This window comes from Phycisphaerae bacterium (genome assembly GCA_041652575.1).
Lineage (GTDB): Bacteria > Planctomycetota > Phycisphaerae > Sedimentisphaerales > UBA12454 > UBA12454.
Window position 1 is genome coordinate 74,084 of the sequence record JBAZHC010000007.1, and the last position, 17,237, is coordinate 91,320.

General features: G+C 45.5%; 7 protein-coding genes. 1 reads left to right on the top strand and 6 read right to left on the bottom strand.

Going from position 1 to position 17,237, the window contains the following annotated elements:
* Positions 1-25: 25 nt before the first annotated feature.
* The 6 genes from WC496_06780 to WC496_06805 all read right to left on the bottom strand — a co-directional run bounded on the left by WC496_06780 (position 26) and on the right by WC496_06805 (position 14,422).
* Positions 26-1,474, bottom strand: a complete 1,449-nt coding sequence (locus WC496_06780) for an agarase (GenBank protein ID MFA5292724.1) — start codon at positions 1,472-1,474, stop codon at positions 26-28.
* 29 nt (positions 1,475-1,503) lie between these two features.
* Positions 1,504-3,687: a sodium:solute symporter family protein gene (locus WC496_06785; protein ID MFA5292725.1), complete on the bottom strand. Its 2,184-nt coding sequence runs from the start codon at positions 3,685-3,687 to the stop codon at positions 1,504-1,506.
* 56 nt (positions 3,688-3,743) lie between these two features.
* On the bottom strand, positions 3,744-5,519 hold the full coding sequence (locus WC496_06790) for a glycoside hydrolase family 3 protein (GenBank protein MFA5292726.1): 1,776 nt from the start codon (positions 5,517-5,519) through the stop codon (positions 3,744-3,746).
* A gap of 578 nt (positions 5,520-6,097) precedes the next feature.
* Positions 6,098-8,848 (bottom strand): glycosyl hydrolase, encoded by a 2,751-nt coding sequence (locus WC496_06795; GenBank protein MFA5292727.1) that lies wholly within the window; start codon positions 8,846-8,848, stop codon positions 6,098-6,100.
* 66 nt (positions 8,849-8,914) lie between these two features.
* On the bottom strand, positions 8,915-10,093 hold the full coding sequence (locus WC496_06800) for a glycosylhydrolase-like jelly roll fold domain-containing protein (GenBank protein ID MFA5292728.1): 1,179 nt from the start codon (positions 10,091-10,093) through the stop codon (positions 8,915-8,917).
* A gap of 27 nt (positions 10,094-10,120) precedes the next feature.
* Positions 10,121-14,422, bottom strand: a complete 4,302-nt coding sequence (locus WC496_06805) for a glycosyl hydrolase (GenBank protein ID MFA5292729.1) — start codon at positions 14,420-14,422, stop codon at positions 10,121-10,123.
* A 183-nt stretch (positions 14,423-14,605) separates the two neighbouring features.
* On the opposite strand from WC496_06805, the gene WC496_06810 reads away from it, so the two are divergent.
* Positions 14,606-17,218, top strand: coding sequence for a glycoside hydrolase family 3 C-terminal domain-containing protein (locus WC496_06810; GenBank protein ID MFA5292730.1), 2,613 nt, complete (start codon positions 14,606-14,608; stop codon positions 17,216-17,218).
* Positions 17,219-17,237: the final 19 nt, after the last annotated feature.

Genomic DNA, 17,237 nt, shown 5'->3' on the forward strand with positions numbered 1-17,237 from the left:
AAAACTCCTAAATGTTTTCCTAAAATCACTTCGAATCAAAATAATCTATAAGCTGATACACATTTTCATTTAATTTTTTCATTTCATTAAGAAGAGGATAATAAGGTTTGTATTTATAATCAACAATTCCCTTATTAGAATCAGCGTTGGAAGGGTCCGGCGCAATAGCTTTGGGATTATTATCCACATATTTAAACCAGTGCCAACCGACACAATTTTTTGATTCCATTAGTCCAATCGCATAATTCTGATAGAACTTTCCCCTGTCCGTTTGTGTTTTTACAACCCATCCCGCACCGGAATTATTGGCAAGGCCGGAATCCATACCTTTTGCATACCATTCTGTAATCATAAAAGGTTTACCGCCTGATTCCCTGTACCACATCATCATTAATTTCGGGTCAGGCGTCCACGCACGATAATAATTTGACGATATCACGTCCAGATACTTACCGCCTGCCCTGTAAACTTCCGGACATTTCAGCGCCCTGCCGTTAAATCTCGAACCGAGGCACAAATGGTTCGAGTCATATTTACGAATAGCTGCCGTCGTTAGTTTGAAATATGTGTCAAACATATGACCGATAAACTCGGCCCGATCCTTATCGTTACAATCCGCAAGTCCTGCCGGTTTGCCTTTTCGCTCGCTAAGCCATCGTTTGGCCTCTTCAACATTGTACTTCATCTCAGGATATTTGGTCAAATCAAGATTGAGCGTACGGTTAAGCATATCAACCTGCATCTGAAGTTCGTTATCGCTGAAATGTCCAAGACAGTATGGGTCATCTTTCGTCGCAGTCAGTTTTTTGCCATACTCATCACAAAACGCTGCAAACTCAGGATGAAACACCGGCCATACTTCCTGCGGATAGCCCTTGTGCCCTGACACCTGCCAGGCAAGCCCTTTACTCGTTGCAAAATCAGCCATAAAATCCCATGATAGTGTGTATACTAAAGGTTTGTCGCTTTTTCTCAAATACTGTGCTTCCGACCAGCCGCCGGTTCCATTAAAGCCATAATCGGAAAGCAGCTTTGTGGAAAAATTGGCCCATTTTTCTATCGAGCCGAATACCTCCGAAGTTGTTTTCCTGTCAAGTTCTGTAATGCCTGTATAAACACTGACAATAGCAACATGAATAAAAGGATGTCCATTCGGATCGGTAAGCCACCATCTGTCTTTTATTTTACGCGGATAGAAAAAGCCTTTCGCTTCGAATTTTTCGTCCGTCCTGCCGCCATATTTATCCAATTTTATCGATTTCTGACCCGGCTTAAAGTCATATAGCTGTTCCAATGTCCTTGTTTCAAATGGCTTCCAGTTGCTGTCAGTTGGTTTCGCTTTGGCATCAACCCAAATATATTCCGGCTTTGAATTATTAGCGTCTATGCCGGACTGACTGATCCCAAAACAGGAAATTTGGCAAAATATGATTAAAGAAAATATCACTATTGATTGTAATGAAAATCTATTCATCTCGAATCCCCTTGAACATATACTATTATTTATGACCCTATTGTCGCTATCAAATACAGCAGCCCTACAATAGCAACCGCCACTGCCACTGAGATTAAGAATCCGACTACGTCAGTCTTGTCCCACTTTGAAAATTCCCATTGGGAATTTGGAAACAGCTTCAGATGGTCGAATCGCTGCGGATTTGCGTACGACAGTTCGATTTCCTGTTTGTCCGCATCATGGTCTTTGTGCACAGGCGTTTTCATCTTAACAAAAAAGCGGTCAAGCCGTTCCTTGTCATCGGGCCGGGTAACAAGCGAGAAAATAATCAAAACGCCAAAAGGAATAATAACTCTGAACAATACGCGGATAGATTCATTTAATGCGTACGGGAATTTTGAAAGATCGATGCCCATTTTGTCAAGTAATACCAGGTCAATATTTAGCATACCGCAGCCCGTTATTTCGCCGTTATCATTGCGTTTAACTCCCTGCATCCAAAAAACAGATTTCGGCTTTATCTGGTACACCCTTTCGAACCGCTGACCCGCAACAAGCGGCGCAGGACGCGTGCCCCGGGCTTTGCCGATTAAATTTAGTTTGTCCCATGTTTCAATTTGTTTATCGCGAATCTGTAAATCCATCTGATGGGCACGGTATTGCCGGACTATTGGCTGCGGGTCGGTCTGTTTAGCCAAATATTGGTTTGACCTTAAAGATGGAAATATTGCAGGCAAAATAACAGGAAGCAAAAAGAACAGAATACTCGTTACTATGATAGATGCCCATGCGCCAATACGGTTGGGCCGCCGCCATACCATACCTAACCAGAAACACGCAACGAATATTGCGGTTATCTCCCATGAAAACTTGAGCTGTTGAAAAATACTTTCAAACTGTAATGCGATCCATGCTCCGCCCAAAAGAACGATTGCGCCGCTAAACCTTCCGACCAGAACATAATGCTTTTCGCTGATGCGGGAAAAAAGCGGCCGATACAGGTTATGTGTTAACAGTGCAGAACTGGAAATCATCAGACAACTTGCCGTTGACATCAGCGCCGCCATTAAACACGCTATCATCAATCCGACAAGACCGAGTTTCAGTCCGCCCAGTAAATCCACTGTTGCGACTCCGAAGACAAGGTCCGGGTCACGTACGTTATTGTACAGCAGTATTGCGAAAAGTCCGAACAATCCCCACAGCAGCACCACAACCCGCTTCATATACAAACCGGTAATGAACCCGAAACGCGCGGTATATTCATCTTTTGCAGAACCGCTGGTCGTGAGCTGGTTCGCCTGAATGCCGAGATTCAGCGTTACCATAACTGTTACCGCCAATATATAATACCATGTAAAATCTATCGTCGTCGGCGTCCCCAGTACCTCAAAAAAAGATTCCGGCAGTTCAACATGAACTGTTTTCATCGCGGACAAAAATCCGCTTCCTCCATAGAGTGCATTTATTCTGACCCATGCAAACGGCACCAGCAGGACAGAGAGCAGAATGATAAATATCCCCTGTATGAGGTCGGTTACAAATGCCGCTTCCAGACCGCCCGCGACAGAATATATCAATGTTATCACACAAACGATAAGTACTGTCATTTCTTTACTGATATGAGGAAACAAATTTCGGGGCCGCATTAATCGCAGCTCGTCGAGTTTCGTTTTTTGCTGGTCAGTGAGCAATGCATAATCTGACGCCTCGAGTTCGCCAAGCTCAACTGAAGCATCATATTCGATTCGTTCCTGCCGGGTAAGTTCATTAACCGTTTTGGGCACCATCGCAATTGCCGTCTTGCCCATGGCATTGAAGCCAAGGGAAATTATTACCATCAGCCCTACTACGCTGATGACAGAGTACACACCGGCCATAACTTTCGAACCATAACGGTTTACAAAAAAATCGCCCATCGTCAGAATCCGAAGGCGTCGATACCATATCGTAGTCAGCCAGTACACGGGAGTGCCAAAGACATACAGCAGCGAACTCCATATACCTGAAATACCATTCACCATCGTCGTGGTGATAGTACCGGTAGCATTTGAGACCGATGTGGCCTGTCCGAAAGAAGCAAATATCTGAATCATCTTGCCGAAACGTCTGCCACCGAGAAAATAATCTTCACGGTTTTTAATGCGATACATTGCCCAAAAGCCTATTGCGAGCATGCCGGCAAAATAAACAACGATTACCAGAATATCAAGTATGGGAAGACCGAACATTACGTAAAACCTTTCTAAAAAATGTATCTAATCCTGCTAAGAACACATTTAATGGACTATTTCTTCATTGCTGTTTTAGAGTCATCATGACGGGATAGTTTGATCGGCATACCGGCTGTCGGAATTAGTTTCCCAAAAATAACCTCCGCAACAGCCCGCATATGTTCTTTTGCTCCGGGATTAAAGCAGGTAACTACTGTATCAAAATCAGCAGGTGCGCCAAAATCATACGGCGTATTGGTTACTACGATAAGATTCGGTATTACCTGTTTAACTTCACGAATAAAATTGCTTATTGATGTTGCAGCCTTGTGATAATAATAATTCGTGGCTACAACAACCTGAGCTTCGGGAAGTCTCTTAAGAACACGTTTGAGATCCGTATCAGTCGGAACATACGGAATTTCCACAGAAGCGACATTGTCGGAGCACTGACACATTTGCTCCCAGAGCAGACCCGGATGAGAATACATATTGTTGGCGAAAGCGTGAGTTGGGAATATCTGCTCGATAAGCAATACTTTCGTGTTTTTCTGCAATGGCAGTAATTTCGCTTTATTCCGAAGGAGCAGCACAGACTTATTCGCTGCTTCCTGAGCGGTATTCATAACCACCGGGTCAGAGAATAAATCGCCGGCTTTGGCAGCATCGACCTTTCCGCCATTATGAGCCAGCCCCATATTCCACCGCATTTCCAAAATGCGATGAACGGATTTATTTATCTGAGATTCTTTCAAATAACCGCTTTTGACAGCTTTAATAATCTTGTCGATTATTTCATATCTGACCGGCCCCTCATCTCTGCATAGTATCAAATCGCATCCTGCTGAAATTGCCATTACTGCCGCATCGGCCATTTCATACTGCTGCAGAATACCGCCCATAGTCAGATTATCCGTTGTGATTACTCCATCGAAACCCATATCTTTTCTCAGGATACTTGTAACAATTTCATCAGAAACACAGGCAGGCCTGTTGCCGTTTATTGCGGAATATGAGCAATGTGCAATCATAATTGCCGATAAGCCTGCTTTTATTAATGCGTAATATGGGGCAAGATGGACATCTTTAAGGGTACGAAAATCAATATTAACTGAGGGCAATCCCCAGTGCGCGTCAGTATCGGATTCTCCTCTGCCTGGGAAGTGTTTGCCAGTAGCGATAAGTCCGCCTTCATGCAGCCCCCGCATCGAAGCGAGTGCGTATTTAACTACTATCGCAGGGTCATTACTGTAAGCTCGCGTACCTATTTCGGGATTTTTACTATTTGTATTTACATCGAGTACCGGAGAATGAATCATGTTGGCCCCGACCGCATGTGCCTGTCTGGCAATACATAAAGCACTTCGATACGCCAGATCAATATCATCGGCGGCAACATAGCCCATTGGGTGCGGGAAAAGCCTTTGATTGCTTAAAAGATCATCGCAGGCGCTACCTTCCTGGTCGATTGTGAAGTGAAGGCCTATCCCAAGCGGACGTTCAAGAGCAAAATCTCTGAGTTGATTAAGCGTCTCGGCGTATTCCTGCGCCGTACAAAAAGTGCACTGACTGTTATAGGAAAAATCGCGGCATTTGCCGGTGGGCATACGAATGGAACGCAGCATATTCGAATCAGGTTCTGTTCCTGGCCTGAGGTCATTTGCAAGTGTCATCGTACGAAACTTCTGGCTTATTCGCAAACCGCCTACGTGATATTTGGTTATCAGTTCTATTATATCCGGCGTTATAACCGGACCGCAGAATCCGAAAACCAGAAGTTGACCAACCTTCTGATTAAGATTCATCCTGCCAAGCAGTTCATCAGCCCATTGTTCGGATGTTTGGTTCATGTACCGATTTCCTTAAAACCGATTTTCATCTAAAAGCATTTTCAAAGATAAAGCATTTTTCAAATTTGTACAAATGTCACTGCCAAAATAAGCACTCCTAATCTATCATCCATATATAAATTATCATGCCTTTGTGACATTTTCAATATAATTTTGCCGGTTAAAACATTTTAACGGCAGTTTTGCACAGGTTAAAACCTTTTAACCAGTAAGGCGATTCAGATTGAGAAGCTTTAAGTGTAGTAAATTAAATAGGTTACAGATTGAAATATACACTTAGAAGGATGATGTTTAGACACTTTTAAAATAATATTTTTTTATAATTTTCGAAAATATTTTCTATGGCTGCAAAAAGAACAGTTACAATTAACATAGAAAAAGTCAGTGAAATACTTCCATAATTGCGAGGGCTGGCAATGGGCGTTGGTTGTCCTTACTTCATACAATAATATAAATGGGGGAAGGTCATCGGTCATCCAAATGGTGACACGCTAAAATTGAGGTATTATCTGCTGAAAAGCTTTCCGCATAGTTTACTCACTGTGGAATCTCAATCTTAAAATCAACAACTGTCTTGTTTAGTCCTGTCTGAGCAGTCTCACCGGGCCTATCAAACCTTCGGAAACAATCAGACGTTTGACGCCTTTATCGGTAGTCCAGCGGAGTGCGACCGGATTATCCCATACCCTGAAGAAATTGGATAATGTCGTTATGATTGAGATTTCGAGATTGTTTTTACCTCTTTTCAGTACGCCGCGGGCATCGTATGTATAATCGCCGTTCCATGTATGACCCAGTGTTTTGCCGTTAAGTTTTACTTCTGAAATGCCATACGTTATTCCGAGCGATAAAAATGTACGTTTCAAATCCGGTGCTTCGAACTGCGTTTGATAAATTGCCGTTCCGCTGAATTTGGACAGCTCAGGGTCATCCTTGAAATCTATGAGGGTCGTAAGTTCCCGCCGAATAGTGCATCCGCTAACGTGTTTGAGTGTTAAATTCCACGGCGTATCTATCTGGTAAAAATCGTCTGCATGAACAACAGGAGTCCGGACAGGTTTGCCGGTCAGGTCAGGCTCAAAAACCAGCAGCAGCGATTCTCTGGGCTTAAGCACGATATCAAGAGTGTTTGCATTTTTATTATACGGCATCACATAACGCTTGCCGGTCGCAGGGTCCCATCGCCATGCTGTCTTATTGGAGATATTGAAATTAGCTGTAAAATTCTTAGAGTTGTTTACGTCAAGGTTCGCAAAGAAGAAAATATCCTTATCCTCGAAACTCTGATGAATTTGATAAAGCAGCTTGTCAGGTTTCGATATCTGAACAACAGGTTTGATGCCGGTTTTGGCGAGATTGACTTGTACCCAATTTAACCATTCACTCGACTCGGCTCCCGGTATAACAAATATCCTGTCAGGAAACCGCTTCACAATTTCTGTGATAGTATCGTTGGTTTGTTTGCTCCTGCTGACAGCATCGGTAAGGCCCGGAGCGTAACCCGGTGCATGGTCAACGAAAATAATTTTTCCGCCGGCCTCGGCGAAGTCTTTGATGGCTTTTGCGGTTTGCGGCTCGATCGCATCGACCCTGTTCATAATGAGAATTTCGTATTCCTGAGGCCCATATATCAGTTTGCCTTTACTCATTTTTGCATTTTGAAGAATATCTTCATTTACATAATCGACACAGTAGCCGTTTTGATGCAAAGCCGGCCATAAAAAATTCTCCCATGTCATAACTGCAACCTGCGAGCGGGAAGTCGATTTCTGAAGTATCCATGATAGCCGGGCAGTATAAAGATTTATCTCATTAAAATACGGCCACCATAACGCCTTCTCATCAATATATGAACCGCAGTAGAACCATCCCGGAAAACCTGCCTCCGGCGGCGAAGAATTATATCCGTGGTAGAAAATATGATTTTGTCCGGAAACAAATGTAGTATCCAGTCCTGTTTTAATATCTTCAGGTCTGAGCCTGAACGCTGCCGAGCCGCTTGTCATAGTCTCGCAGGCAATCGTGTTTCGGCCGTTAAGGTGTGCGCCGGAAGCAGCATATTTATTACACCAGAGGTTCCATAGCCCGTAACTGCCCGGCGAACTGTCTTTATCCAAAGGGATTCTTATTTCGTCAGGAGGCAATTCGTTCAGGAGCCCAATCCATGTCTCGCCCATCGTAACGTCGGGCAGCAGGTTGGCACTAAGTTTCTCCGTTGAATAACAGCCGTAAGCCTCATTGCGGAAATCCGCACCTTGCTTATGGCACCAGTCTTTAAATGGCATCATAAATCGTTCGTAGAAAAGCTCTTTTTGCGTTTTCCATAAGTCATACTGAACACGATTTACAGTCTCATCGAAACTGCCGCCCAAATAAACAGGGGGCCATTCAATTACAAATGGCAGATACGGTTCGAGCGAATAACCGCGGCGTTTTTCAAACTCCTGTGCAAGGTCAGCAGTCCAGTTGGCGCCGGTAAATTCAAAACTGTCGCAATGCAGAGCGCGAACATTTTTGCCAATCTGCTGGCCCATATATGGCTTTAGGGCATTTTCAAAAGTTGCCAGATATTTGTCGAGAGCCGGTTTACTGAGGTGGTCAATCACCGGACCTTCGCCGCCGGGAGCGGCAATATTGACAATGATAAAACCTTCACGATACGTTCCGGTATAAAGTACATACTGGCCTGCGGGAATTTCAAATTGAATTGAGCCGTCGGCTTTTACCTTATCTTTCAGTTCAATGCCCGGCTCGAATTTTTCCAGCTTCTTTGGCACCAGCCGTAAAAACTGAAGTTTCGGCTCCAAACCGTGCGTGGTCTCGCCATACGCCCCGGGCGGCAGTACCATTAAATCTTTTATATTGCCCTGGAATGTACCCGGCCCGGTAAGCTCTTTTTTCGCAAGCTTTATTATTTTGATTCCATCGCCGTTTTCTACAGACGGTCCGCCAAATGGCCAGCCGGTGCCGACAAGCAAATCGACATACATATCACGCTCTTTAGCGGCATCAACAGTGAATTTGAGCATTTTCGCCCATTCAGGGCTGAGCCATTTGAGATATTTATCGTCAATCTTCGTGGCCCCAATCGGCTCCATCAGCGGAAATATCAACACTCCATGAATCCCCGCCCCTTTAAGAACGTCCAGTTCCCGGATTACTTCCGATTCGCTTAAGGCGCTGGCGTTCCACCACCAATACACATCCGGCCCGACTTCGGCAGGCGGGTTGATAAAACCCAGATACAATTCATTATTCGTTACCGCATTGCCGGTGCTGATTAGAAGTGTGAATAACAGGTACATGAAAAAGATTTGTTTGATGTTCATATAGCAGAATCCTTTCATTTGGTTTCTTATACAAAGAATCCGAAATGCCTGATAAGTAAAATTTTACTATTCCTGTCTAAGCAGTCGGACAGGCCCAACCATACCTTCAGATATCGGCTCTCTGTTTCGTGTCCACATCTGCGCGACAGGGTTATCCCAAACACTGAAAAAGTTAGAAAGTGTTGTCGTTACTTTTACTTCCAATACATTCGTACCGATTATCATCGCACTGGCGGCATCATAAGTATACTCGCCATACCATTTATGACCGAGATTTATGCCATTGAGTGTAACTTCCGCGATGCCATAGACGGTGCCAAGCGAAAGAAGCGTATGCTGCATATCGGTTACATTAAATTCCGTACGATATATCGCAGTGCCGCTGAACTGAGCGAGACAGGGGTCGTTTTTGAAATCAATGAGTATAGGAAGCGTTCGCTCGCTTGTGGTACCGGCAAACCACGAAATAGTAGGATTACGGCTGATGCCTGTGGAATTATTTGCCGGGGTCGGATTCCAGACATCTGCGCTGCGAATTGACGCGGTTATCTCAGTATATCCTGAGCCATTGACGACCGCTGAATATTCTGCCAGCGGATTGCCGCCAAAAAGAGTAACCTGACCTGCCTGAATGTAACCATTAAATTCATTGATAACACCAACCGAATCGGTATTAGTGATAATGAGTTTGCCATTGGTGATATTCATATGCGGATTGCCGCTGCTCATGAAAACTTTGAATGTGGTCAGTGTGCCGCCATCGAGATTAATTGTACCTGTTCCGCCGTTATAGCCCAGGTAAAGCCAGCCGCCATTTACTATAAATGAGCCGCCGGTAATATTGAGATTGCCTGTTCCGCTGCCGTCACCAATAGCCGGGTCGCCATTTATGGTTATTATGCCGCTGCTTAAATTTACGTTTCCCGGCCCGCCATCAACACCGACATGTAAAGCGTTAAGAGTCAGACTTCCACCTGCAACGTTGAGGTCAGCCTGTCCGCTGAAACCAACCCACATAGTATGGCCGACAGCATTTACTCCGCTGCCGATAACCGCATAATCGTCCGAACCATATCCCCGCATTATCGGGTACTGACCAGCAGCAGGAATTTGTGCCGGAGTCCAATTATTCGGTTGATTCCAGTTATGATTTGTTCCGGCGTATCTCCATTCGACCCAGGCAAAAGCGCCATTGGCGAATGCCAAAATCAAAAGGCAGGATAAAACGTATATAAATGTTTTCATTTTTCGCATTTTTAAATCTCTAATTTTTTACGGTTCTGTAGCAAAATTCCAGACAGGTCCTTTAAACGTAGCAGAATCGGTTACTTCATCGACTCGCCAGTAATATGTCGTATTGGGATTTAACCCCGTTGGGTTAAAAGTCGGCTCGGCCTGATTGCAGTAAAACTCAGGAACAGCTTCGGTATTGAACTGCCCGGCAAATTCCGCGAAATCCGCGAAATCAACGCTGCCGTCTCCGTTCAAATCGAAAACTGTATTTGATTTGAGCCATTGCCCGGCAAGTTCAGCCAAATCGGACCACTGTACGATGCCGTCACCATCGAAATCAAAAGGAAGCCGCGAGGCAGTATCAACGGCATTGTAATTTGTTCCGAAATAAATATTATAACTGACAGAACTGAGAGGTCCATATTCACTGACACGATTCAGCGTCAAATCCCATTGCGAATTAATCTCTAAATAATCATCATAATGAACAACAGGCTCAGTTTCAGGCACGCCGCCCAGTTCCGGTTCAAATACAATCAGCAAAGATTCGGTCGGCTGAAGCGTGATATTAAGCGTTGAACCATTATGAGGCATTACAGAACGGCTGCCGGTCATAGCGTCCCACTTCCATGGTGTTTTACCGGCGATATTGAAATTAGCTGTAAAAGTTTTCGCGTTGTTTACATCAAGGTTCGCGAAGAAAAAGATATCTTTGCCGTCGACGCTTTGATGTATCTGGTAGAAAAGCCTGTCAGGCGGCGAAATTTGCACCATCGGGCTAATACCAGTTTGAGCAAGCGTAGCTGGAACCCAGTTGAACCATCCATCGGAATCGGTACCGGCAACTACAATTATTCTGTCAGGATACTGCTGTCTCATTGCAGCGATGGTGCTCGTAACAAAATTACTCCTGTTGACAGCATCGGCCAGACCCGGAGCAGTGACCGGCGGATAATCCACGAAAATAATTTTCCCGCCTGCCGCAACGAAATTCTGAAGAGCCGTAGCTGTTTCAGGTTCGATGGCATCGATTCGATTTAAAATTATAATATCATACGATTGAGAACCATAGTTAAGTTTGCCGCCGGTGTAATCTGCGTCCCGGATAATCTTTTCATTGACGTAATCGACACAGTAGCCGTTTTGAGCAAGTGCTTCCCACAGGAAACTTTCCCACGACATCAATGCGACCTGCGATTGAGAAACAGAATTTTGCAGCACCCACGACAGCCGCGAATTGTATTTATTGATTTCATTAAAATACGGCCACCAGAGTTCCTTATCGTCTATGTATGAACCGCAGTAGAACCAGCCCGGAAAGCCTGCTTTGGGCGGAGACCAGTTAAACCCGTGAAAATAAGTATGATTGATGCCTGAAACAAAATCTATATCGAGGCCGATTTTAATATCCTGAAGCCTAAGACGAAATGCCGAAGAGCCGCTGGTCATAGTCTCGCAGCTTACCTGCCGTCTGCCTGTCAAATGAGCCGCGGAAGATTCATACTTGTTTGCCTTGCAGCTCCAGATACCGACGTCGGTAGGCGATGCCTGTTTATCCACAGGTATAAGCAATTCTGATGTCGGAATATCACGATTCAACGCTATCCATGTCTCGCCCATAGGCTGGTCGGCGATGAGCTTGTTCTGCAGCTGGTCTATCTCGTAGCATCCGTAACCTTCGGTGCGGCATTGGGTTCCCTGATTGTGGGTCCACTGATAGAACGGAACAAGGAATCGCTCGTTGAAGAGTTCCTGTTGTGTTTTCCAGAAATCGTATTGAACACGGTTGACAGTATCGTTAAATCCATAGCCGCCGGAAGCCGGAGGCCATTCGATAATGAAAGGCAGATATGGCTCGATTGAATAACCGCGGCGATTCTGAAACTCCTGGGCGAAATCGCTTGTCCAGTTTGCGTTGGTAACTTCGAAACTGTCGCAGTGCAAAGTTCGCATATTCAAACCAATCTGATTACCCATGATTGGTTTCAGCGCGTTTTCAAAATTCACCAGATAATTTTCAAGAGCAGTCCTGCTTAAATGGTCAATAACAGTACCTTCACCGCCGGGTGCGGCGATATTGACAATGATAAAGCCTTCACGATAAGTGCCGGTATAAAGAACGTATTGACCTGATGGAATCGTAAATGTAATCGAACCATCCGGCTGAACTAAATTTTTTAATTCCGTTCCGGCATCGAAATTTTGCGGATTTTTCGGTACAAGGCGTAAAAATTTCAGTTCAGGAGTCAAACCATGTGTTGTTTCGCCATAAGCTCCGGGCGGAAGCACCATAAGGTCGTGAATATTTCCATTAAAAGTTCCGGGGCCTGTAAGTTCAGTTGTGCCAAGTTTTATAATCTTTATTCCATCTCCCGGCTGAACTGACGGCCCGCCAAAAGGCCAGCCTGTACCAACCAGAACATCTACATACATTCCGCGCTGTTGAGCAGCTTCTGTGGTAAACTTGAGCATCGAAACCCATTCGGGACTTAGCCACTGCAGCGGCTGTTCATCGATTTTCGCTGCGCCCATCGGCTCCATCAGCGGGAATATCAGAACACCTTGTATGCCGGCGTCTTTCAGCACATCAAGCTCACGACTGATTTCAGTTTCGCTCAATGCATTGGCATTCCAGAACCAATAAACATCGGGGCCGACTTCAGAAGGAGGATTTACAAATCCCTGATACAATGCTTCGCCAGAAATCGGAGGGCCGAGTGATACTACAAGATCAACAGCCGAGTCTAAAGAGACGCCCGTTCCCGCGGCCGGGTTTTGACTGATGACAACTCCGGCAGCAATTGTATCACTGTAAAGTTGAGTCACAACGCCGATAGTTAATCCGGCATTTGAAATTGCTGTTTGTGCCTCGGCCTGGGTCATTCCCGCAACCGTCGGCACAGTGACCGATGTAAGTTCTGTTCCGGTAATCTGGACGTTGTCGATATATGCGTAGTTTGTTGAACCTGCGGTGGTGCGAAATCTGATGCAAAGATTAGGATTGTTATCGGCAGTCACGCCCAGATTCCAGTTTTTGTTTGCCCATACAGTGCCGGCTGAACCGCTCACCGTTTCAAGAGTAGTCCAGTTCGCCCCGCCGTCAGCAGAGAAGTCAACGGTCAATGTCACGCTGATACTGCTGCTGACCCGTCGGTCATATTGTATAGTGATGGCATTATAACCTTCAGTGCTTTTATTTTTCCGTATGTAGTTTGTGCCGCTGCTGCCTTTTAGTCTTGCCCCGTAACCGCTCGGATATCCTGCGTTGCTCGAAAGAGTCACGCCGGAACCTGCAACTATCCAGCCGCCTGCGGTAAAGCTGATACTATTGAAATTGTCAGACCACGGCAGCGAAACCGTTGTGAATTGCCAGACATTGCCAGTTGTAGTTATCCCTGCGCCGGATTTCTCATTGATACGCCAGTAATATGTCCTGTTCGGCAGAAGCTCGCCCGGATTATATGTTACAGCAGTCTGATTACCTCTGAACGAACCGGGACTATAGTTTCCAAAATAGACATCGTGACTTACAGCGCCTGCGCCGCCAGACCACGATAGATTCGAGTTAAGCGCGACTTCTGTTGTCAGGTTTGCCGGAGCAGGGTCAAATGCGTATATACCGCTCGGCGGTGAAGCTGTAACTTCGGTAAAACCTGAACCGTTTATCGTCAATGTGTGAGTGGCAAGCGGGTCGCCGTTGTAAAAGGCAAGCTGTCCTGCCAGAATATAACTGTTAATTTCGTTGGCGACACCTGCCGCATCTGTATTGGCAATCACAAGTTTGCCGCCCGTAATATTCAAGTGAGGATTGCCGCTGCCCATTACGACTCTATAAGTCGTAAGTGTTCCGCCATCGAGATTAACTGTACCGGTGGCACCATTATATCCGATGTAAAGCCAGGAGGGATTGCTCACGGTAAAAGTGCCGCCGCTCATAGTCAGCGTACCGACACCGCTGCCGCTGTCCCCGACAACCGTATCCCCATTTATCGTTACGGCCCCGCTGCTCAAATTCACATTACCGGGTCCGTTATCAACGCCTACGCGAAACGCATTAAGTGTCAGGCTTCCGCCGGCGATATCAAGGTCAGCCTGTCCGCTGAACCCCACCCACATCAGGTTGCCGACAGCCGCAACGCCCGAATCAATCAGGGCTTCATTTCCAGCACCCTGGCCGCGTATTATAGGGTCGCCTGAAGCGATTGGAACCGCCCCGCCCCAGTTAGCCACGTTATTCCAGCTATGACTGCCGCCTGTGTAATTCCATTCAACCCATGCGAACAAAGTATTGGCGCACGATATGGCCAAAAGGCAGGATAACCAGTATATGAGCCTTTTCATTTTCTGCTTTCTAAAAGGGACGATAATACCTCCCATTTCTTGCTTTATATATAGTACGAAACAATACCAGACTAAACAATGGACAGGATTGCTTTTTGATGGACAAAATCGTCAATTTAAGATTTCTGTTTGGCGCCGCTGTAATTCAGGATAATATGGAGAGAAACAAATTTGGAGGTAAAAATGAAAAATATAGTGCCAAAACTTAGCATCATCCTGGCTATGGTGTCGGGAATTATTCTTACAAGTTCTTTCACTTTTGCAGTATCGGAAAATAGCAGTAAAGACTTTCCGTTCCGTGATACATCTCTGCCGATTGAAAAACGTATCGATGATTTGATTTCGCGAATGACTATCGAAGAAAAAATTACCCAGTTATGCAACGACTCGCCCGCAATTGACCGTCTCGGTATCCCACCCTATTTCTGGTGGAACGAATGCGTACATGGCGTTATGGGCCGTGATGTAACAGTATTTCCGCACGCTATAGCTCTTGCGGCGATGTGGAATCCCGACTTGCTGAATAAAATCGCTGTGGTAATTTCTGACGAAGCACGCGCAATCTACAGACCAGACGGCAGTAACGGCGGCATAGCCAGCGGCGGCCTGACATACTGGAGCCCGATGATAAATATGGCACGTGACCCGCGATGGGGCAGAACGCAGGAAAGTTACGGAGAAGACCCATATCTTGCTTCGCGTCTGGGTGTAGCTTTCGTAAAAGGTTTGCAGGGCGATGACCCCAAATATCTCAAGCTCGTTGCGACACCAAAACATTTTGCCGCCAACAACGAAGAGTATCGCCGGCATAGCGGTTCATCCGAAGTACCGGAAGAAGTTTTGCGTGAATATTATCTGCCCCACTTCAAAGCCTGCATAATGGAAGGCAAAGCTCAATCAATAATGGGCGCTTATAACGCCGTTAACGGCATTCCCTGCTGCGCAAACACAAAATTACTGATAGACATACTTCGGGGCGAATGGGGTTTCAATGGATGCGTGGTTTCAGACTGCGGAGCTATTTCCGATATTCATCTAAATCATCATTATACAGCCACATCGGAACAGGCCGCTGCCGTTGCGTTAAGAGCCGGCTGCGACCTTAACTGCGGAATTCCCCCGAAACAATATGTCGATGATTATCTGCTCAAGGCACTGAATAAGGGACTCGTTACACAGGACGAGATCGACCTTGCACTTAGCCGGGTATTGAGAGCAAGATTTATGCTCGGTATGTTCGACCCGTTCGAATCGGTGCCGTACAATCGCATTCCAAAAAGCGTTGTCGATTCGCCGAAGCACAGGAAGCTCGCACGGCAGGCAAGCTGCGAATCGATAGTACTTCTGAAAAATGACAAGAGCTTTTTACCGCTTGATAAAAATAAATTGAAAAGCTTAGTCGTAATCGGCCCTTACGCGGACATACTGTGCCTTGGCAACTATTCAGGCAAGCCGACAAAAGGTGTTACTATGCTTGAGGGAATCAAAAACAAAATTGGTTCTAAAGTTCAGGTCAGGTATGCCCCCGGCTGCGCCAGAACCGGAAGTCTTGAGCCGATTGAATCAATCTATCTGCGGCCCGAAGGCGGCGATTCAAACAAACACGGCCTAAAGGCAGAATACTTTGACAATAAAAATCTGGAAGGAACGCCAAAACTTGTTCGTGTCGATGAGAAAGTACAGTTTGATTGGGCAGATACTTCTCCTGTGCCGCAGATGCCGAAAGATTATTTTTCTGTCCGCTGGACAGGCAAAATCATTTCTCCGACAACAGGCACATTTACAATAAGTGCCGGCAGCGATGACGGTATTCGGCTGTTTATAAACGACCAAAAAATTATTGACAGCTGGCTCGTAAGAGGTTTCACGACTGACAGGGCTGAAATAAAGCTGAACAAAGGTCAGGAATATTCCATAAGACTCGAATATTTTGAAAATGAAAAAGATGCAGGAGTTTCGCTTGGATGGAGTGCCGGTATTGACAAGGACCAGGCAATCGCCGAAGCTGCGCGGACGGCGGCCTCCTCTGATATCGCCGTTGTCGTACTTGGCTTTGATGATACTTTGGAAGGTGAAGAGCACGACCGGGCAGACCTTGATTTGCCGCAGGCTCAAAACGAACTTATCCAGGCTGTCTATAAAGCCAATCCTCGTACCGCAGTAGTTCTCATCAACGGCAGTGCCGTAACGATTAACTGGATAAAAGACAATATACCTGCTATTCTTGATGCATGGTATTGCGGCGAGGAAGGCGGCAACGCCGTTGCCGACGTTCTATTTGGCGATTATAACCCAAGCGCTCGATTACCTCTGACCTTTTACGCCTCGATGTCACAACTGCTGCCATTCGACGATTACGACATCAGGAAAGGCCGTACTTATATGTACCTTAAAGACGAACCGCTGTATGCATTCGGCTATGGTCTTAGTTATACGACTTTTTCGTACAGTAATTTAAAAATTGGCCAGGAAAAAATAGAGCCCGCAGATTCTGCTAAAATTTATGTAGATATAAAAAACACCGGTAAACGCTTCGGGCAGGAAGTCGTTCAGCTTTACATCCATAACGTCGAAGCAAGTGTGCCTCGTCCGCTGAAACAGTTATGCGGATTCAGGAAAATCGCTTTGAAGCCGGGCGAAAGAAAAACCTTAGAATTTCAATTGCCATGGGACAGCCTTGCGTTTTATGATGTAAAAAATAAAAAATTCACCGTCGAGCCGGGCAGATTCGATATTATGATTGGAAGTTCCTCTGATAATATAAAACTTAAAGGTTCACTCGAAGCGGTTTATTGATTCAGAACAAACAAACAGG